Here is a 19,793-nt window from a genome sequence, read left to right on the forward strand (position 1 = left end):
AATTATTTACTACTGATTCTTAAAAAATCACCGATATCTTGCTGTGATTTGAGTGTTCTAATATTTTGTAGGACGTCTGCTGCTTGAGCATAGTGCTGTTTTAAGTAAGCAAGCCACTGTTTGATGCGTGCAGAATGATAAAGCGGTTTAACGTCATCAATGGAGGATGTCGCATAGTGGATTAAAATTGCCATCACTTGTTGCCAACTGAATGCTGATTGTTCAGTCCGAATCATATTGGCCAAGTTAGGAATTGTTAAAATACCACGGCCTAGCATAATATCGTTAGTTTGGCTTTGGTTTATGCAATTTTTTGCATCCTCAATAGAAAAAATTTCACCATTTGCAATAACGGGAATATTTAGCTGTTGCTTAATTTGACCTATTGTTTGCCAATCTATTTTTTCGGCTTTATAACCGTCTTCTTTGGTTCTGCCATGAATAGCAATTTCATTGGCACCGGCAAGTTCAATGGCACTGGCGATGTCGTGACAATGTGATTTATTATTCCACCCTAAGCGAATTTTGACTGATAATCTATGCGTTGCCCCAATTGCTTGCCTTACTTGGCTAACAATATTAAATATCTGCTCGGGATATTGTAATAAATAAGCGCCTCCGTGACTGCCAACGACCGTTTTGGCTGGGCAACCAAAATTGATATCGATACCATAAGAGCCTAATTCAATAGCTTTAACGGCATTTTCAGCCATCCATTCTGGCGACTGGCCAAGAATTTGCACCCGGACAGGCGTGCCAGATTTAGTTTTTCCGTTATGGTAAAGCTCAGGACATAGGCGATAAAAGGTTCGATTAGATAATTTATGATGGGTTACTCTAATAAATTCAGTCACACAATAATCAAATTGGTTAATTGAAGTTAAAAGTTGTCTGACTTGATAATCAAGCACACCCTCCATAGGCGCTAAAATAATGCGATTAATTTTCATTGCGAAACCTGATTAGTAGTATGACTATTTCCACAAATGCGACAGTTAAGTTGTTTGGTAAATTTAACTTGGTTAAATTCCATTGTCATTGTATCAATCATTAATACACGACCAATTAATGGTTTTCCATATTGGGTTAGCACTTTGATGGCTTCTAAGGCTTGCATGGTGCCAAACATGCCAACAAGTGGCGCCATGACACCCGCTTCAACACATGTGAGTTGATCTTGACCAAATAAGCGGCTCAAACAGTGATAACAAGGTTCATCAGGTTGATAAGTAAATACGCTTAATAACCCCTCCATACGGATAGCTGCTCCAGAAACTAGCGGTTTTTTTACATGAAAACAACAACGGTTAATTTGCTCTCGTGTCACTAAGTTATCAGTACAGTCGATGACAATATTATGCTGTTTGATAAGCGCAATGAGCTTGTCATCGTCAAGTTGCTGATGCATTGTTTCAATTAACGTATTGGCATTGATATTGGTTAAGGCTTCTTTTGCAACCTCGACTTTGTATTGATTGATAGCCTTTTCGGTATATAAAATTTGTCGATTTAAGTTGGATTTTGATATGGTATCAAAATCAACTAACGTTAATTTACCTAAACCTGATGCAGCCAAATAGAGCGATGCCGCACAGCCGAGTCCACCTAAACCGATGATCAGTGCTGAACTGTTTTTTAATATTTGTTGTTTATCAATATCAAAACCACGCAATGTGATTTGTCTATCATAACGAAACAGTTCTTGATCAGTCAGTTCTTGCATAGTGGGTGTTTATTGTGGTTAATGATGAAAAAGCATTATAACAGAAACTTGGCACAATGATGTGCCAAGCTATTAAGATTATTTGTCAAAGCCAGATAGGAATGTTAAATATTCTTCTTTGGTCATGAGTGGTTTATATCCTGACATCAGTGTTTGTGCTGGTTTGGCGTCGTCATAAAGTAAATCGATAATTGTACAGGCCATCATTTGCGCAGGACGGATGTAAGCCATCTCTTCATCAAATACGGTATAATCTTTACCGTGTAAAACACCGCGAACCGAACCAATCCATGGATGGCTAACTGGCATAATGTGGGATAGATCACCAGTATCTGTGCTTCCTGTCATATGAGGGGCAACCGAAACATTTTCTTTACCAATTAACGCTTCGGCATTACGTTTTAACAGCTCGTTAAGTGTTGGATTGTTATTTAATGGTAGATAGCCAGGCAAGTCTTTAATTTCACAGGTTGCCCCAACCGCCATAGCGCCTGCTTTTAGTGCTTGATTAATTCGTTCATTGGCATCAATCATGGCGGGCACATTACCAGCTCGTACATAGCTTTCCATTCTGACATCGCTTGGAACCACATTCACTAAATCACCACCTTGGGTAATAATTGGGTGGAATCTAATATAGTCTTTTTCTTGAAAAGTTTCGCGAATCGCGTGCACACCCATCATTCCCATCATTGCTGCGTTTAAGGCATTGACACCCGCATGTGGTGCAGCCGCCGCGTGTGACGCTTCGCCTTTATATTGAATCAGTTTACCGATAAAACCATTACTGGTGGTTGATATTTCGATAAAACCATTTTGGCGGTCATGGGGTACGCTAGTTAAGTGTATTTGCAGTGCCATATCAACATCATCAAATTCCCCCCGCGAAATTAGCTCTGGTTTGCCTCCAATATATTTGATTTTACCTTCTTCAATTAAGCGATTACGATAAGTAATTTCGACATATTCTTCAGCAGGTACCGCAAAGGGTACAACATCACCCGCTAAAAATTGCATAGCCCCTGCATCAATTAATCCCATCGTGACTGCCATCATATTGGCAATTTGCGCATTATGCCCACAGCAGTGTGCAGCGCCAGATGTTTCATCAGCAGCGGGGTGATCAGCACAAATAATGGCATCAAGCTCGCCAATAACAGCAATGCTGTACTTACTACCTTTTCCACCTTTTAAGCGACCTTTTACGCCAGTTATAGCTAATTTATTTTTAAATGGTACACCCAATTTTTCAAAGGCTTCTTCGACTTTTTTAGCGGTTTTGTGTTCTTTATAACCAAGTTCAGGTTCTGCCCAAATTGACTGAGCAATCGCTTTGATATCAGCTTTTCGGCTTGCTATTGCGTTACAAACCTTTTTTTTAAGTTCTTCTTTTGTCATACGTTAAAATCCTAATTCAAATTAGATAACACCTTCCCAATGCAAGGTGATTTGTGCAATGATTGCCGCAAAAATAAAGGTACCTGAAAACACGGCTAACGAAACAGGGATGATTCGCCAAGAAATATTTTTAAATAATGCTAAATCTTTGCCAATAGCTAGACCTGCATAAGCAAGAACTGGGGTACAAACAGCCAATAAAGAAACCTGATCAGTCATTGAAACGACTTGTTCGTGATAAGGAAATATTGGTGATGAAGCTGCTGCGGCTACGACTGATACCCATAAAATAACTGGGAATTTGTTTAATAGTGGAATTTTACCAACAAAATAGCCGACTATTGATATAGCAACTAAGATTGATAATGCTTGTAATGACAGCATAAAATCGATTTTGTAGCCCACTGTATTGCCGGCAGCCATAATAATGGCAACTAAAATCAGTAAAAATATTGTTTCTAGGCATTTCATGATAGCGCTCCTTCCTTGTTACGTCGTAAGCGGGCAAAAAGATTATATAAGAAAGAGGCAAAAGGTAATGAAAATAGCGTATAAATATAAATGCCAACAATACTCGACATTAAGTTTGCGGTTGTTGCATAGGCTTTGATTTCACTAGCCATTTCAGGATAAAGGTCACTTATTGGTGCAAGTGATGCCGCCATCATACTACCACTTCCAACTCCAGCCCCCATCGCTAATGCATAAGGATGGAGGATATCTAATTTTGCCATTACACTAGCAAGTATGCTCATCCAAATAGCACCATAAAGTGTGCCACAAACATACATCGCCATAACGCCTCGACCTTCAGCAGAATCTAATCCATATTTATCGGCAACGATCGCGATATTGGGTTCGCGAGCGACAGAATACGTTGCGCCCACCGCCTCACGTTTCATGCCTAATATCATTGCGAGAGGTAAACCTAATAAAATCGTACCAGCAAAATGACCTAATTCTTGAAAAATTAAGGCTAACTTAGCATCTTCCAAAATCATATCAATTTTAGGACCAACCGAGACACCAAGCTTAGCAATAAGTAGCATTAACGTGACAATCATGATGGCACTGGCATGGTTCATATTTTTTAGTTTTAATATTTTTAATTTAGGAAGGCTGATTATTCCGCCAACAATCATGGCGTATAACATCGGATACATTGTGATAATCCAGATAGATTGTCTACCGATGAACTCACATACTAAAACAACGACTAGTGCAAGTACATGCACTCTATAGTCTTTTAAAATTTCCATCCTTATGGGCCTCATAGAATATATTATTATTAATAAGAACTAGCCATGATAACTAAAATCATAATCTAACATTGTGTAGTTAATATACATAACCGCAATTGCTTACGTCAACAAACAAGTACCATCAATTACTCTTTAGTCAACAATATGGAAATGACAATTCAAAATAAGTAAACAATTAAAGAATAAATCTAAATAAATGCCTTTATAAGGGCTCTATTTGATTTATAATATTTGCAATTTTTATAGATTGATATTTAAACAGGATATTTTATGCGTTCGATTTATTGTGGTCAGTTAACAGCATCTCATATTAATCAAGAAGTAACATTGTGTGGATGGGTCAATAAACGTCGAGATTTAGGCGGTATGATTTTTATTGATATGCGCGATCGTGAAGGCATTGTTCAGGTGTTTTTCGACCCTGATTATCAACAAGCGTATCAACTTGCAGGTGAGTTACGTAATGAATTTTGTATTCAGATCAAAGGGAAAGTGAGAGCCCGACCTGAAGGTCAAATCAACAAAGAGATGGCAACTGGCGAGGTCGAAATTTTGGCCACTGAGCTGACTGTATTTAACCGTAGCGATGTTTTACCTCTTGATTTTAATCAAAATAATAGTGAAGAACAGCGTTTAAAATATCGTTATATAGATCTTCGTCGCCCTGAAATGGCAACGATTTTTAAAACTCGAGCCAAAATTACTGCGTTTGTTCGTTCATTTATGAATGAGCATGGTTTTTTAGATATTGAAACTCCAATGTTAACCAAAGCAACCCCAGAGGGGGCTCGAGACTATTTAGTGCCAAGCCGAATTCATAAAGGTGAATTTTATGCGCTTCCACAATCGCCACAATTATTTAAGCAATTGCTGATGATGTCAGGATTTGATCGCTATTATCAAATTGTAAAATGTTTTCGAGATGAAGATTTACGTGCCGATCGTCAACCTGAATTTACTCAAATCGATGTTGAAACGTCATTTATGACAGCCGAACAAGTGCGTGAGGTTATGGAACAAATGATTCGTGAACTTTGGCTGCATGTTAAAAATGTCGATTTAGGCAAGTTTCCTATCCTGACTTTTGCTGAGGCAATGCGTCGTTTTGGTAGCGATAAACCCGATTTACGTAATCCGCTCGAAATTATTGATGTGGCTGATATTGTTAAAGATGTTGATTTTAAAGTGTTTTCAACTCCAGCCAATGATCCTAAAGGTCGCGTAGCTTTACTTTGTGTACCAAATGGCGCCCAATTAACGCGCAAGCAGTTAGATGAATATACACAATTCATTTCGGTTTATGGTGCTAAAGGTATGGCATGGATTAAGGTTAATGAACGTCATAAAGGGCTAGAAGGCGTACAAAGTCCTGTGGCAAAATTCTTTAATGAATCACAAATGGAAGCCCTACTTAATCGAGCCAACGCTAAAGATGGCGATATTCTATTGTTTGGTGCTGATAGTTATAAAGTTGTGAGTGATGCACTCGGCGCATTACGTTTAAAAGTTGGTAAGGATTTAGGTTTAACTGATGAAGGTAAATGGGCAGTACTTTGGGTTGTGGATTTCCCTATGTTTGAAGAAACCGACGAAGGATTAAGTGCAATGCATCATCCATTTACGTCACCAAAAGACTATACGCCAGAAGAACTTATCAAAAACCCGGAAAATGCTGTTGCGAATGCTTATGATATGGTCATAAATGGTTATGAAGTGGGTGGTGGATCGGTTCGTATTCATCGCAGTGAAATGCAGCAAGCGGTTTTTTCCATTTTAGGTATTGATGAGCATGATCAACGTGAAAAATTTGGCTTTTTGCTCGATGCATTAAAATACGGCACCCCTCCACATGCAGGATTAGCATTTGGATTAGATAGGTTAAGTATGTTATTAAGTGGAACCGATAATATTCGCGATGTGATAGCATTTCCTAAAACAACAGCAGCAGCATGTTTATTAACCGATGCTCCAAGTCCAGCAAATGCGGCCGCATTAAATGAACTAGGTATTGAAATAAGTAAAAAATAGTGATATTTGATGCAAAATTTCAAAAATCCTGAATCTGTTCTGGTGGTGATTTTCTGCCAGACAACAAATCATTGTCTTATGTTACAACGTCAAGATGATCCTTATTTTTGGCAATCAGTAACAGGTAGTATGGAAGCTAACGAATTGCCTAGAGAAACCGCGATTCGTGAAGTTTTTGAAGAAACAGGCATTGATATTATAGGGCAACATCTTGAATTAATTGATGCAAAGCATACCGTTGAGTTTGAGATTTTTCCACAATTTAGACATAGATATGCGCCAGAAGTTAAGATAAATAAAGAACATTGGTTTTATCTGCCTCTTCTTAATGAGATAACACCCGTACTTACTGAACATTTAGCTTATCAATGGCTAACGATTGATGAGGCTACCAATCTTACTTTATCGCCAAATAACAGTGAGGCTATTGGTAAAATTCGTAGTTTAATTAAATCTAGTTAAAAGGTTTGAATGAAAATGAAATTGAATCTATATACTATTGTACTGTTTTGTTTATGCTTTTTTGTATCAACCAGTAACGCTGAAATAAGTATAAAAAAGTGCCAATCTAACCAAAATAATTATATTATTTTTGATGAATATGACGCTAACATAGCTGAAAAGATCATTGATTATAAATTACGAGATCAACCAGAAGTGCGCGAAAATAGTATTATTAAGATATTTACTAATGAAAATAGCGAAGATAGAAATGATTGGTTAGCTTCTTTTTTATTTGATGATCAAACTGAGCAATATTTATTTTATCAAGTTGATCAGGATGAATTTATTGAAATCGACAAAAAACAGTTTGAAACCCTATTACCTAAAATTGTTGAGTGTAATCAAAATAAACAAACACCTATATACAGTGAAAACTTTGATGCTGACTAATTAATTTGAACGATAGGTTTCCATCAAGGATTAAAAAAGACTTTTAGATGTGGTTAACTCAAGATGAGTCAGGAACAGGGAGTAATAATAAATGCATTTTTCAAATTTTAGAGAATTTTTAGATTATCTTGAGCAGCAAGGTGAATTAAAACGAATTACTTTTCCTGTTAATCCTTATCTTGAAATGACCGAAATTGCTGATCGTGTATTACGTAGTGGAGGTCCTGCCTTATTATTCGAAAACCCAATTGGTTATGATATGCCTGTTTTATGTAATCTGTTTGGTACCGCCAAACGTGTTGCGATGGGGATGGGGCGGGAAGATACTTCCGCTTTGCGTGAAATCGGTGAGTTATTGGCATTTTTGCGTGAACCTGAACCACCCAAAGGCATACGGCAATTTTTTAATGTCTTACCTAAATATAAACAAGTGTTTAATATGTCTGTCAAACATCGTTCATCAGCTCCCTGCCAAGAGGTGATTTTTAAGGATGATGAAGTGGATTTGACACGTTTACCTATTATGCATTGCTGGCCCGATGATGTGGCACCGCTGTTATCTTGGGGACTGACTATTACTAAAGGTCCTTATAAAGATCGGCAAAATTTGGGTATTTATCGCTTGCAGCTTTTAGGCAAAAATAAATTAATTATGCGCTGGCTTTCGCATCGTGGCGGGGCACTTGATTTTGCAGAGTGGCAACAAGCAAATCCTAATCAAAAATTCCCTGTTAGCGTTGTGATTGGTGCTGATCCTGCAACCATTTTAGGTGCAGTGACACCGGTTCCAGACACTTTATCCGAATACGCTTTTTCTGGATTATTACGCGGTAGTCGAACCGAAGTGGTGAAATCGTTATCAAACGATTTAGACGTTCCAGCTAGTGCAGAAATCGTGCTTGAAGGTTATATCGACCCTAATGAGTTAGCATCAGAAGGTCCGTATGGTGATCACACCGGTTATTATAATGAAGTTGAGCAATTTGCCGTATTTACCGTGACACATTTAACTCGTCGTAAAGATGCGATTTATCATTCAACCTATACCGGTAGGCCGCCAGATGAACCCGCGGTAATGGGTCTTGCATTGAATGAAGTCTTTATACCGATTTTACAAAAACAATTTCCTGAAATTGTCGATTTTTATTTACCCCCCGAAGGATGTTCATACCGTATTGCGATTGTGACAATTAAAAAACAATATTCAGGACATGCTAAACGCGTCATGATGGGAGTTTGGTCTTATTTGCGGCAATTTATGTATACAAAATTTGTGATTGTCTGTGACGATGATATTAATGCTCGTGATTGGAAAGATGTTATGTGGGCTATTTCCACGCGTATGGATCCTCATCGAGATACCACTTTTATTGATAATACGCCTATCGATTATTTAGACTTTGCTTCGCCGATATCTGGATTGGGCTCTAAAATGGGCTTGGATGCGACCAATAAATGGCCGGGTGAAACCAATCGTGAATGGGGAAAAATTATCAAGAAAGATCCTAAAGTTGTTGCTCGCATTGATGAAATTTGGGATGAACTTGGTTTATAGTATATGTGGAGCATATTGTTTATTAAAGGAAAAATCAATAAATTGACGGTGCGTAGTACAGAAAAAATGAAGGTAATAATATAGATATAGTGGTTCAATACTAACCAAATTATTACTATCTATCTATATTGTACAATAGAATTACATAATACATTGATTAATAAAATTATATATATATGATTTCTAATTTTCATTATATAAATAGCTTAACCCAAATAAGTATTAAACAAAAACTATTCCCTTGAGCTTCATTTATGTATAATTATTGGCAATGTTATAATGATTTAAAAAATATGAAAAAAATTAAAATACTATTAATAATATTGTTATCCATTTCTTATAGTGCAATGGCTGCAATTTATAAGACCCAATCTGACGATACTCAATTAAAGCTTAAAGATTCAGATTCATTACTTCCTTCTTTGCGTTTGTCAGCAGAAAAAGGAAATGCAGAAGCTCAATACTCATTAGGAAATATTTATAAACAAGGATTGGGTGTTGAAGTAAGTGACGTTCGAGCTTTTTTCTGGTATAAAAAAGCTGCAGAGCAAGGGCTTGCCAAAGCACAAAACAATTTAGCGTTTATGTATCAAAGCGGATTAGGAACCAAGCGTGATTTAAACGAAGCAGTTAAATATTTTAAATTAGCAGCTGATCAAAATTATGCCTTGGCTAAATATAATTTAGCTTTAATGTATCAAGAAGGTGAAGGCGTAGAAAAAAACACATTAATTGCAATTGACTATTTTACACAAGCAGGTGATGAAGATATTTATGACGCTTATTTAAACCTGGGTATGATCTATTTTTTTGGTGATGGCGTACCCGAAGATCGCATGACAGCGGCTGATTGGTTTAGTAAAGCTGCAAAAGATAATATTCCCGAAGCGCAATATTATTTGGGGCTAATGTCAGAAAATGGTGAGGGTCTGACACAAGATTATATGGCGGCTAGCTATTTTTATACACAAGCGGCAGAACGAGGGCATGTGCTGGCTATGTATAATTTAGCCATTATGTATGCAACAGGCACAGGAACCAAACCTGACAATACGCAAGCTGCCTATTGGTTTACTAAAGCTGCTGAAGCAGGCAATGCTGATGCTCAATATAATATTGGCGTGATGTATGATGTAGGTGGTGGTGTTGCTAAAGACGAGAAAAAAGCTGTTGAATGGTATCTAAAAGCGGCAGAGCAAGGCAGTGTTGATGCCCAATATAATTTGGGGGTGAAATATTTAGAAGGTGTAGCTGTTGATAAAGATCAAGAGCGTGCTATCTATTGGTTTACTAAAGCTAGCGAGCAAGAGGACCCAGACGCTAAAGCTTATTTAGAACGACTATTACCTAAAAAATAAGAAAGCATTGCTTTTTTAGATGGTTGACAGACCTCGATATCATTCAGGGGATTATTTTTTATTGGGATGCTATCAAAAAAGAATTAAAAATACGCTATCGTCTACCATACCTTTTTGTTCATTGTGATAATAATGTGCTGTGTTTGATTAGTCATAACGGCGATATTTTTGGATAGTTGTTTTATCAATTCATACCTGTCTGGTAGTAAAAATATCGGTGCTTTTGGAGCTATTATAAATATACTTCCTTTTGATTTCCCTCTTGATATATCAATCTATTATCAGCACTTGTTTTTTGCCCCATATTACATCAATAAATGATCTTTGTTAAAAAACAAAAAAAATAAAAACTCAAATAAAATCAATGCGTTTCCTGACGATTTTTTATTGGCAATAAGATCGCTTTTTGTTCGGTGGAGCGAATTTATATTTGATACAGTTGGATTTAGAATATTTGAGTATTTTCGACATTGAGCAATAGCTTTGGCTATTTTATACATCAATGAGATCAAAGAACTCGTTAAAAAGCGAGTTCTTTGTTAACAACAGAAAAAGCATTGAACTTTTTTAACCTGAGTTTCGCATACCAGCTGCAATTCCAGAAATAGTAATCATTAATCCCTGTTCTACTATGATATTTCCGTTATCGCTGTATTTTCGTGAACGACTTAATAACTCAGCTTGTAATAAATTTAATGGTTCAATATAAGTATTACGCAAAGCCACCGACTGTGCTATCCACGGTAAATCAGCCATTAAGCTAATATCATCTGTAATGGTTAGCACGGTATTGATATCTTGAGTTAACAAATTTCTTAACTCTTCGCCTAATGGCCATAAAGCAGGATCAACTAAACGTTGTTCATAATATTCGTGGATGTTTGGTGCCGCTTTGGCATAGACCATTTCAAGCATACCTAATCGGGAATTAAAAAAAGGCCAATTGTGATACATCTCTTTAAGAAGATTTTGTTTACCATCTGCAATTGCTGCTCTAAGTGCACTACCAGCACCAAGCCAAGACGGTACCATTAAACGGTTTTGTGTCCAAGCAAAAATCCATGGGATAGCACGTAAACTTTCAATACCACCGCCCGTACGGCGTTTTTGTGGTCTAGAACCAAGTGGTAATCTACCTAATTCAGCCTCTGGCGTTACTGCTCTAAAATAATCAACAAACTCAGCACGTTCTCGTACATAACTGCGATAGCAATTGCATGAAAGTTCTGACATTTTATCCATGATATCGCGCCATTCTTGTTTGGGTGCTGGCGGTGGCAATAAGTTGGCTTGTAAAATCGCTGATGTATACAGCATTAAACTGCTGAGCGCCACTTCTGGTAGACCAAGTTTGAAACGAATCATTTCGCCTTGTTCGGTAACTCTAAGCCCGCCTTTTAATGATCCTGGGGGTTGTGAAAGTAGTGCGGCATGCGCTGGTGCTCCACCTCGACCTATTGAACCGCCTCGCCCGTGGAATAGCACTAAATTAGTATTATATTTTTTAAATAAGCTAACTAATTCTTCTTGCGATCGATATTGTGCCCAAGAGGCTGCGAGTGTTCCTGCATCTTTAGCCGAGTCAGAGTAGCCTATCATCACCATCTGCTTACCTTGAATTTTATTGCGATACCAAGGAATATCCAGCAGTTTTTGCATCACCGATTTTGCGTTATTTAAGTCTTCTAATGTTTCAAATAACGGTGCAACTGGAATATATTTTTGGCAATCAACAATTTTTAATAATAAGTAAACGGCTAATATATCAGAAGGGGCTTTAGCCATTGATATGACATATGAAGCAATCGACTCTTCGCCAGCTTTTTTTATTACACGACAAGTATCTAGTACTTCTTGGACCATTTGATCTGGTTGCCAGTTATAAGGTAATAATGGTCGATTGGATTGTAACTCTGTTAATAAAAATGCTTGTTTTTCTTCCTCTGACCATTTTGCATAACTACCTAAATTAAGTTCTTTAGTTAATGCGTCAAGTGCCTCGGTGTGTACAGAGCTGTCTTGGCGAATATCTAATCTGACTAATTGTAAACCAAAAATGTTTATGCGTCGTAAAGTATCAAGTAATGGACCATGGGCTATGGTTGACATGCCATTATCAATTAATGATTCATAGCAGGTATAAAGCGGTATCCATAATTGTTCATTTTTAATTAAAATATCACTAGGCGGTAATACTCGTTCATTATTCAGCAAAGCTTCAATATAATTATGAGTGTTAATTAAACGTGTTCGTAACTGTTTCATTACAGCTCGATAGGGTTCGGAAAAGGTTTTGTTTTTTTCATCTAACAGATCAATAACTGAATCACTACATTCCGTCATTGAAAGTTCACGAACAAGTATTTGAATATCGGCTAAAAATAACTCTATGGCTTTTAATCTAGCTTGTAGCATGACCTTTTCGGTCACTTTTGCTGTCACATTTGGATTACCATCACGATCTCCGCCCATCCATGAGGTGAATTTAATAGGCACATGCTCAACAGGTAATTGCTCATCAAAGGCATCTACTAACTGGTCATTAAGCTCACGCAAAAATAGAGGCACGCCTTCCCATAAGCTATCTTCAATGACCGAAAATCCCCATTTGGCTTCATCAATGGGAGTAGGGCGTTTTTTGCGGATTTCATCGGTATACCATGCCTGACAAACTAACTGTTTTAAGCGGCGCATAATTCGTTCTACTTCATAGTCGGCTAAATCATCATGATCCAGTTGAGATAAACAGTTATTAATAGCCGTATAGGTATTTATCATGGTTCGGCGATTAATTTCGGTCGGGTGTGCAGTTAGCACTAATTCAATCGATAACTCATTAATCGCTTCTGTAATAGTTTGATTTGAAAAATTGAGATTTTTAAGTGTACTAAATAATTCAGTCATTTTTTTGGGGCTACTAGAAGCTTCCCCATGGGGTGAAATACCATAATATTCAGCAGCCGTATTAACTAAGTTTAAAAACTGATTAAATGCACGTGCAACATGTAATAAATCATCATCATTAAGGTTTTCAATTAATTTGAGTAGCTCATTATGTGCTTGGGTGTTTCCTTGTTGAGCTGATTTTGATAATTGTCTTATTTTTTCAACTAAATCAAATGTTTCATTACCGGTGGCGCGTTTTATCGCATTACCCAGTAAGGTACCTAACATATTGACATTGCTTCGCATTGAGGAGTATTGGTTATTCATTATTTTCTCGTCTTAGTTTTTATTATGCCTAGGCGCCTTTAAGCTGTATGACTCAAATGTCAATTTTATAGGACAGGTATAATTATTGGTTAGTGTGCTTAAGTTATGTACTTTATAATAATTTTCATTTGAATTTAAATAATAAAATTTTATGGTTTTTATTTTTTTTAATCGTTTTAATTATATTTACCATGAAATATCAACCAATAAAAATATTTATTTCATGTTGAAATGTTTACCACATCACTGTTTGAAAGGTTTAATTTTAGATGAACTGAGTATTTGTAAACTGTATATTAAAATCATTTGGGTATATACTAACAGCATTATGCATACATATTGGATTATTTAATGATCGCTGTTTTTTATATCGCGTCGATTATTGCTGTCGTTGCTAGTGTAAAAGTGATTAGTAGCTTACGAGTTGATAAAGCAATTTTATATCTTGTTATTTCACTTTTTGCTTCTGCGTTGATATTTATTCTGCTTAATGCATCTTTTTCTGCTGTTTTATATATTCTATTATTTATTGGTGGTTCGGTGACTCTTTTTTTACTTGTCGCATCAATTTTGAGAATCAGCGTGGATAAGGTGGAAAACAATAAGCAAGGAATTAGTCCTAAAATTTGCTTAGAACCATTAATCTTGGCCTTTATTCTACTCGTAGCGCTTATTTATGGAGTAGTAAATGCCAACTATTCAGAAATGAAGGAAACTCATGAATTAATGCATGAAATGTCCATATATGCCTACATTTTGATGGCTGAATTAGCCCTGTTTTTATTATTTGGCGCAGCGGTCATTGCTTATCATTTCATGCATCGACTGTTGTCGGAGAAATAATATGATTCCACTTATGTATTGTCTTATTCTTGCCTCTATATTATTTGTGATTGGTCTTTTAGGGGTAATGATTCGCCGTAATTTTTATTTTTTATTACTTAGCCTTATGATTATGAATAATGGTGCTATAGTTGCGCTAGTTGCGGCAAGTAGTTATTGGCAGCAATCTGATGGGCAAGTACTTGCAATATTAGCGGTAATAACAGCTTTAGCTGAAGTTTGTGTCGGTCTTGCATTAATGGTGAAACTATTCTATCGTCGAAAAATCTTTAATATTGACTCATTGAGTGAAATGAAAGGATGAATTTACTTTATTTAACTATTATTGTTCCCTTACTCTCTTTTCTAGTATTGGTTAGCCTAGGAAGACATATTCGATCGATTAATGTGATGATTATTGGGATTAGTACTATGCTAATCATTACATTAATTACTGTATTTTCTTGCATCGATTTTAATGCAAATACAGTACCAGACATGATCTTAGTTTATACTCAACCATTGTGGAATTGGTTTTCAGTGGGTGATTTTACTGTGCCTATTTCTTTAACCTTAGATGGTTTATCGCTAACCTTTTTATCATTAATCTCATTCTTCGGTTTATTAATATACTTTTTTGCAGCTTGCTATTTAACGTCAAGAGAGGATATTTATACCTTTTATGCTTATAGCAATTTATTAATTGCCAGCATATTAACCGTCGTATTAGTTGATAATCTATTTGTTATGTTAATTGGTTGGGAAGGTTTGAGCATAAGTGCTTACTTACTTATTGGTATTTACAATAAACAGCCTCGTAATGGTTATGCAGCTGTTAAAGCATTTGTGATTATGCATTTAACCGATATATTTTTAATTATTGCCATATTTTTACTATATCAAACTTTAGATACCTTAAATATTCGTGAAGTTTTGGAGCAGGCACACGAGAATTTGGCTATTGATTCAGATATCATATTTTGGATAACCTTAATGCTGTTTCTTGGTGCAATGAGTAAATCAGCCCTATTTCCTATGCATTCATGGTTTACTGAAACAACATTAGCCCCAATGCCTGCATTAGCTTTGTTGCAATCTTCAACAGTAATTTTAGCAGGGGTATATTTAGTCTTAAGACTTAGTCATTTGTTTATGATGTCGAGCGACGTTCTTGCTATGATAGCGATGATTTCATCATTGACTATATTATTTGCTAGCACTATCGCATTAGTACAGTATGATATTAAACGGATTATCACGTATATCAATTTAGCGCAAATTAGTTATTTATTTTATGCTTTTTCAACGCAGAGTTGGAATTTATCACTGAATTGCTTAATTAATTATACCGTAACAAGTACTTTGCTGATTTTGGCCTCATCAATTTTAATCAAAAAATGTCAAGGTGAGCGAGATATTAGCAAATTAGGCGGTTTAATTAAATCTTTTCCGCTGTTGCATGTAGTATTTTTAATAATTATGTTGTCTCTTAGTGCTATGCCTTGGATTTCAGCATCATTTTACGTTAAAGGGGATATTATTTGGGGCCTAATGGCTGAAGATAGATTGATATCTGGAACGATTGGTTTGATGGGTATTTTATTTTCTAGCTTAGGTATTTGGCGTTTAATTTCAATGGTATTTTATCACAAACAAAAACAGCATGAGTTTGCGAAAACTAAATGGATAAGTTATTGCCCGATTTTCATCTTATTGATATTTACTACAGCTTTGTTCATTTACGTTCCATTGCCGATTCAAGGTATTGTTCCTATGGGTAATATTAAAACCAATGGACAATTATCGTTCCAGCTATTGTCAGCTGCAGTGACAATATTAAGCTTTTTTATTGCCTATATTTTATACGCACATCGACGAAATAGCGAAGTGCAAGAAGTACTCAATACACCAATAATTAAATTCTGTTTACGTTTATGTCATAGTGATTGGCGTTATGATTATTTATTAAACAGTTTATTTGTCAAGCCTTATGTGTATTTAGCCAAATTGTTAAAAAAAGATCCCCTAGCTTTATGGGATAATTGGATAATGTGGGGAATCAAAAAAGTAAATTCATTCATCGTTGACCTAGAAAACGGACAAATTCGGTGGTATATGGTTTCGATGGTTATAGGTAGCATTATCATATTAATGCTACTGATTTTTATTTAATAAAGGTGTAATCATTCATGTTATTATGGTTTGTTTTTTTACCTGTAATAGGCGGATTTGTTGGTTGGTTATGCCATGTATGTTTACAAAGAAGTATTGTTTCCGTCAATGCGCAAATTCGTTGGTCAAAATTACCAATAACTATCGCATTTACCACTATTTGTCTTACTTTATTGATGGCGATAGTATTATGGATAGATGCCGTAAATTCATTAAAACAAGGAGAAAACTGGATAAAGGAAGTTAATCTAGAGTGGATCCCTTTATTAGGCATTCATTTTCATCTTGTTTTAGATGGTTTATCTATGGTTGTTATCACCTCAACATTATTTATAGTGTTATTGACTATCGTCTATTCTAGTAAAGAAAGTCTAAACAATATTGGCTTATTTTATTTGTGCCTATTATTTATGACATCAACTATTATGATGTTATTTGTAATAAATGACTTATTTTTAATGTTTTTCTTTTGGGAAGCTGTAGCGATCCCTATCTATTTTTTAATCTCTTTATGGGGACGACGAGACTCAAGCTCACAATTGTGTTTTAATGGGGCCAGCAAATTTTTGATCTATACTCAACTGAGTAGCTTACTTATGCTAATCTCAATTGTGTCGTTAGCCCTAATCAACTGGAATTTAACAGGTCATTGGACATTTGACTATCAAGACTTAACAAAAACAGCAATTTCAAGTTATACCGAATTTCTACTTATGCTAGGGTTTTTAGCTGCTTTTATCGTGCGTATTCCTTTTGTTCCCTTTCATGGTTGGTTTATTGATGCCCATATCGAATCTGCGACAACTGGTTCAATGATGATAAGTGGATTATTACTTAATACAGCAGCATTTGGTTTATTGCGTTTTGTTATACCTCTTTTTCCTAATGCCTCAAACATGATTATGCCAATTATGTTAGCTTTTGCACTGCTTACGATTGTTTATGCCGCCTTACTTGCATTCAATCAAACCGATATTAAAAAGCTAATTGCTTATATTCATATTGCTTTGATGGGATTTATAACCGCAATAATCTATAGTGGTTCTATTCTTGCTTATCAAGGCGTAGTTATTCAAATGATAGCTATCAATTTAGCAATAGTTGGCATGTTTGTCATTAGTGGATTATTGGCTGAATGTTATTCAACACGAAATATAAGCCAATTTGTGGGATTGAAAGAACGAGTGCCTTATCTATCTTCGTTTACCTTGTATTTTATATTAGCGGTATTAGGTATTCCAGGGACAGCTAATTTTGTTGGTAATTATATGATGTTACTTGGTAGTTATAATGTTTTTTCCTTTTACACTATTCTACTAGTCATTAGCTTATTGTTACTGACTATTTCATTTATTGTACGTATGCAACCAATTTTCTATGGTGTTGCTGATAAAGGAAGGGAAACAAAACGTCTGCTTAGCAAGAAAGATCTTTTGTTATTATCAAGTATCTTAAGTGCCCTTATTTTTATTGGTTTGTATCCTCAAGTGATTCTTGATATGTCTTATTCTGTCCTGAACCAAACACAACAAAACATAACAACAGAGCGAGTGGGAGATTAATAACCTATGATAGCTTTATCGCCTATTTTTGTATTAAGCTTTGCCATCATTGTTTTGTTATTTTCACTATTTGTTTTTAAAATAAGCACTACAGGATGTACTATTTTAACAGTATGTGGATTAGCTTGTGCGTTAATCTGTTCTGTAGTGATTGGCTATAAAATATCGTTTAGTACACAACATATTTCTGATATCAGCAGTGACAATATGCAAATATCGGTGTCAATTTCTGAACCCAATAAAGAACAAAATTCATCAGGTGAAGAAACAATCGCAATTGATACCGTGCCTACTCAAGTTGTAGAGTCATCTAATAAAAATATAGATATTAATTCTAATTCTAATGTTGATGATAATTTTCTCATTGATTACGGTGTAACGAACGATTGGAAAGCGCGTCATATCACAGCGCTTTTTACCTGTGATGGCTACGGATTGCTTTATACCAGTTTGATTTTAATGATATCCATTACTGTTGCGTGCTTCGCTTATCGCTGGTTTAAACAAGAGCAGATTAATCACGGATTATTTTATTTAATCCTACTTTTTATGGCTTTAGGTGGAGTCACACTTGTATACGCAAGTCATTTAATGTCATTTTTTATGGGAATAGAACTGTTATCTATTCCATTTGTAGGATTAATTGGTTATCAATATACGCAGACTCATTCATTAGAAGCCGCTGTTAAATATATGATTTTATCTGCTGTTGCCAGTGTATTTTTATTGATGGGGATCGCCTTTTATTATGCAACTACCGGCGAATTGACTTTTAGTGGTCTAAGTTATCAACTCTCAACGATGCCTTACCCAAGTATATTATTATTGATGGGTGTTTGCTTAATGTTGGTTGGTATTGGTTTTAAATTATCACTAGTCCCTTTTCAACTTTGGTTGCCTGATGTTTATCAAGGTGCGCCAACTGTTGTTGCATTATTATTATCAACAGTCGGAAAAGTTGCAGTTTTTTGTGCCATTGCAAGATTATTTTTATTAGCGCCTATTGTTAATAATGAAACTATCCGTATTATTTTAGTTATTATGGCTTTTTGTTCTATTTTGTGGGGCAATTTGTTGGCACTAATGCAAACTAGCTTGAAGCGATTACTCGCCTATTCATCAATAGCGCATTTTGGTTATTTATTAACAGCTTTAATTGCAGTGCAATATCAAGTGCTTGCATTAGAAACCATTGGTGTTTATTTGACTGGATATATTTTAGCCAACATCTGTGTTTTAGGGGCAATAAGTTTAGATTCGCATTCTGATGAGCTTCAAGATCATGAAAATGAAGTTGATCTTTCAGGTCTATTTTGGCGAAGGCCAATCCTTGCTTTAGCGATGGGTATTGGGCTTTTATCTTTGGCGGGTACACCATTAACCGCAGGCTTCATTGGGCGATTTTTGCTGGTGTTATTAGGCGTAACTGCCGAATTATGGTGGTTAGTTGCTGCTGTTGTTATTGGTAGCGCATTGGGTCTTTATTTTTATGCGCGCTTAATAATCAATCTTTATATAAAACCAAATTGCCGTGACGAGCAAATGTTCAGTGGATATTCAATTAAATTAAAATGGACTAATATTCGAATAAGCGAGTTAATTATTGTGCTATGTGCCTTATTGACTATGCTTTGTGGAATTTATCCCAAATGGTTATTGAGTTTGGTTAGCATGGCACAATATTTAACCACATAATTGACATTTATTTGCTTTCATTATTTTGTTGGGGAAGCCATATGAATTTATATAGTACAAAACACTTTATTTTATACTAAAACACATACTTTCCAGAAACTTTTTAACAAG

General features: G+C 35.7%; 16 protein-coding genes. 10 read left to right on the forward strand and 6 right to left on the reverse strand.

Annotation, left to right across the window (positions count from 1 at the left end):
* Positions 1-2 precede the first annotated feature (2 nt).
* The 5 genes from dusC to A9G23_RS00125 form a co-directional block, all read right to left on the reverse strand.
* Positions 3-950, reverse strand: a complete 948-nt coding sequence (gene dusC / locus A9G23_RS00105) for a tRNA dihydrouridine(16) synthase DusC (RefSeq protein ID WP_065585684.1) — start codon at positions 948-950, stop codon at positions 3-5.
* On the reverse strand, positions 947-1,723 hold the full coding sequence (locus A9G23_RS00110) for a molybdopterin-synthase adenylyltransferase MoeB (RefSeq protein ID WP_065585685.1): 777 nt from the start codon (positions 1,721-1,723) through the stop codon (positions 947-949). Before A9G23_RS00110 ends, dusC begins: the two co-directional genes overlap by 4 nt.
* Before the next feature lie 78 nt (positions 1,724-1,801).
* Positions 1,802-3,121, reverse strand: a complete 1,320-nt coding sequence (locus A9G23_RS00115; RefSeq protein ID WP_065585686.1) for an amidohydrolase — start codon at positions 3,119-3,121, stop codon at positions 1,802-1,804.
* A gap of 21 nt (positions 3,122-3,142) precedes the next feature.
* Complete coding sequence (locus A9G23_RS00120) at positions 3,143-3,592, reverse strand: hypothetical protein (RefSeq protein WP_065585687.1); 450 nt, start codon at positions 3,590-3,592, stop codon at positions 3,143-3,145.
* On the reverse strand, positions 3,589-4,380 hold the full coding sequence (locus A9G23_RS00125; RefSeq protein ID WP_065585688.1) for a DUF3100 domain-containing protein: 792 nt from the start codon (positions 4,378-4,380) through the stop codon (positions 3,589-3,591). Before A9G23_RS00125 ends, A9G23_RS00120 begins: the two co-directional genes overlap by 4 nt.
* A 273-nt stretch (positions 4,381-4,653) precedes the next feature.
* Between A9G23_RS00125 and aspS the strand changes: the two genes are divergently transcribed.
* From aspS to A9G23_RS00150, 5 genes are all read left to right on the forward strand, one after another.
* On the forward strand, positions 4,654-6,411 hold the full coding sequence (gene aspS / locus A9G23_RS00130) for an aspartate--tRNA ligase (RefSeq protein ID WP_065585689.1): 1,758 nt from the start codon (positions 4,654-4,656) through the stop codon (positions 6,409-6,411).
* 9 nt (positions 6,412-6,420) lie between these two features.
* Positions 6,421-6,873, forward strand: coding sequence for a dihydroneopterin triphosphate diphosphatase (gene nudB / locus A9G23_RS00135; RefSeq protein ID WP_065585690.1), 453 nt, complete (start codon positions 6,421-6,423; stop codon positions 6,871-6,873).
* A gap of 15 nt (positions 6,874-6,888) precedes the next feature.
* Positions 6,889-7,305 (forward strand): hypothetical protein, encoded by a 417-nt coding sequence (locus A9G23_RS00140; RefSeq protein ID WP_065585691.1) that lies wholly within the window; start codon positions 6,889-6,891, stop codon positions 7,303-7,305.
* 91 nt (positions 7,306-7,396) lie between these two features.
* Positions 7,397-8,860 carry a 4-hydroxy-3-polyprenylbenzoate decarboxylase gene (ubiD, locus tag A9G23_RS00145; RefSeq protein ID WP_065585692.1) on the forward strand — a complete coding sequence of 488 codons (1,464 nt, stop codon included), beginning with the start codon at positions 7,397-7,399 and terminating at the stop codon, positions 8,858-8,860.
* A 293-nt stretch (positions 8,861-9,153) separates the two neighbouring features.
* Positions 9,154-10,218 (forward strand): SEL1-like repeat protein, encoded by a 1,065-nt coding sequence (locus A9G23_RS00150; RefSeq protein WP_176700577.1) that lies wholly within the window; start codon positions 9,154-9,156, stop codon positions 10,216-10,218.
* A gap of 567 nt (positions 10,219-10,785) precedes the next feature.
* Here the strand turns inward: A9G23_RS00150 and ppc are convergent.
* The gene (ppc, locus tag A9G23_RS00160; RefSeq protein ID WP_065585695.1) at positions 10,786-13,431 is read right to left on the reverse strand and encodes a phosphoenolpyruvate carboxylase; all 2,646 of its coding nucleotides are present in this window, start codon (positions 13,429-13,431) and stop codon (positions 10,786-10,788) included.
* A 351-nt stretch (positions 13,432-13,782) separates the two neighbouring features.
* Between ppc and A9G23_RS00165 the strand changes: the two genes are divergently transcribed.
* From A9G23_RS00165 to A9G23_RS00185, 5 genes are all read left to right on the forward strand, one after another.
* On the forward strand, positions 13,783-14,274 hold the full coding sequence (locus A9G23_RS00165) for an NADH-quinone oxidoreductase subunit J (RefSeq protein ID WP_065585696.1): 492 nt from the start codon (positions 13,783-13,785) through the stop codon (positions 14,272-14,274).
* 1 nt (position 14,275) lies between these two features.
* Positions 14,276-14,578: an NADH-quinone oxidoreductase subunit NuoK gene (nuoK, locus tag A9G23_RS00170; protein ID WP_065585697.1), complete on the forward strand. Its 303-nt coding sequence runs from the start codon at positions 14,276-14,278 to the stop codon at positions 14,576-14,578.
* Positions 14,579-14,685: 107 nt separating this feature from the next.
* Positions 14,686-16,425 (forward strand): NADH-quinone oxidoreductase subunit 5 family protein, encoded by a 1,740-nt coding sequence (locus A9G23_RS00175; RefSeq protein ID WP_176700578.1) that lies wholly within the window; start codon positions 14,686-14,688, stop codon positions 16,423-16,425.
* Between the two features lie 17 nt (positions 16,426-16,442).
* Entirely contained in the window at positions 16,443-17,987 is a 1,545-nt protein-coding gene (locus A9G23_RS00180) for a complex I subunit 4 family protein (RefSeq protein ID WP_065585699.1), read from the forward strand.
* Positions 17,988-17,993: 6 nt separating this feature from the next.
* Positions 17,994-19,682 (forward strand): NADH-quinone oxidoreductase subunit N, encoded by a 1,689-nt coding sequence (locus A9G23_RS00185; RefSeq protein ID WP_065585700.1) that lies wholly within the window; start codon positions 17,994-17,996, stop codon positions 19,680-19,682.
* Positions 19,683-19,793: the final 111 nt, after the last annotated feature.

The sequence above is a fragment of the Gilliamella sp. App4-10 genome (assembly GCF_001690495.1).
GTDB classification, from domain to species: Bacteria; Pseudomonadota; Gammaproteobacteria; order Enterobacterales; family Orbaceae; genus Gilliamella; species Gilliamella apicola_G.

What these genes read in the sequence shown, in the direction of transcription:
- dusC (WP_065585684.1), bottom strand. Translation starts at nt 950, where the DNA reads ATGAAAATTAATCGCATTATTTTAGCGCCTATGGAGGGTGTGCTTGAT.
- A9G23_RS00110 (WP_065585685.1), bottom strand. Translation starts at nt 1,723, where the DNA reads ATGCAAGAACTGACTGATCAAGAACTGTTTCGTTATGATAGACAAATC.
- A9G23_RS00115 (WP_065585686.1), bottom strand. Translation starts at nt 3,121, where the DNA reads ATGACAAAAGAAGAACTTAAAAAAAAGGTTTGTAACGCAATAGCAAGC.
- A9G23_RS00120 (WP_065585687.1), bottom strand. Translation starts at nt 3,592, where the DNA reads ATGAAATGCCTAGAAACAATATTTTTACTGATTTTAGTTGCCATTATT.
- A9G23_RS00125 (WP_065585688.1), bottom strand. Translation starts at nt 4,380, where the DNA reads ATGGAAATTTTAAAAGACTATAGAGTGCATGTACTTGCACTAGTCGTT.
- aspS (WP_065585689.1), top strand. Translation starts at nt 4,654, where the DNA reads ATGCGTTCGATTTATTGTGGTCAGTTAACAGCATCTCATATTAATCAA.
- nudB (WP_065585690.1), top strand. Translation starts at nt 6,421, where the DNA reads ATGCAAAATTTCAAAAATCCTGAATCTGTTCTGGTGGTGATTTTCTGC.
- A9G23_RS00140 (WP_065585691.1), top strand. Translation starts at nt 6,889, where the DNA reads ATGAAATTGAATCTATATACTATTGTACTGTTTTGTTTATGCTTTTTT.
- ubiD (WP_065585692.1), top strand. Translation starts at nt 7,397, where the DNA reads ATGCATTTTTCAAATTTTAGAGAATTTTTAGATTATCTTGAGCAGCAA.
- A9G23_RS00150 (WP_176700577.1), top strand. Translation starts at nt 9,154, where the DNA reads ATGAAAAAAATTAAAATACTATTAATAATATTGTTATCCATTTCTTAT.
- ppc (WP_065585695.1), bottom strand. Translation starts at nt 13,431, where the DNA reads ATGAATAACCAATACTCCTCAATGCGAAGCAATGTCAATATGTTAGGT.
- A9G23_RS00165 (WP_065585696.1), top strand. Translation starts at nt 13,783, where the DNA reads ATGATCGCTGTTTTTTATATCGCGTCGATTATTGCTGTCGTTGCTAGT.
- nuoK (WP_065585697.1), top strand. Translation starts at nt 14,276, where the DNA reads ATGATTCCACTTATGTATTGTCTTATTCTTGCCTCTATATTATTTGTG.
- A9G23_RS00175 (WP_176700578.1), top strand. Translation starts at nt 14,686, where the DNA reads ATGCTAATCATTACATTAATTACTGTATTTTCTTGCATCGATTTTAAT.
- A9G23_RS00180 (WP_065585699.1), top strand. Translation starts at nt 16,443, where the DNA reads ATGTTATTATGGTTTGTTTTTTTACCTGTAATAGGCGGATTTGTTGGT.
- A9G23_RS00185 (WP_065585700.1), top strand. Translation starts at nt 17,994, where the DNA reads ATGATAGCTTTATCGCCTATTTTTGTATTAAGCTTTGCCATCATTGTT.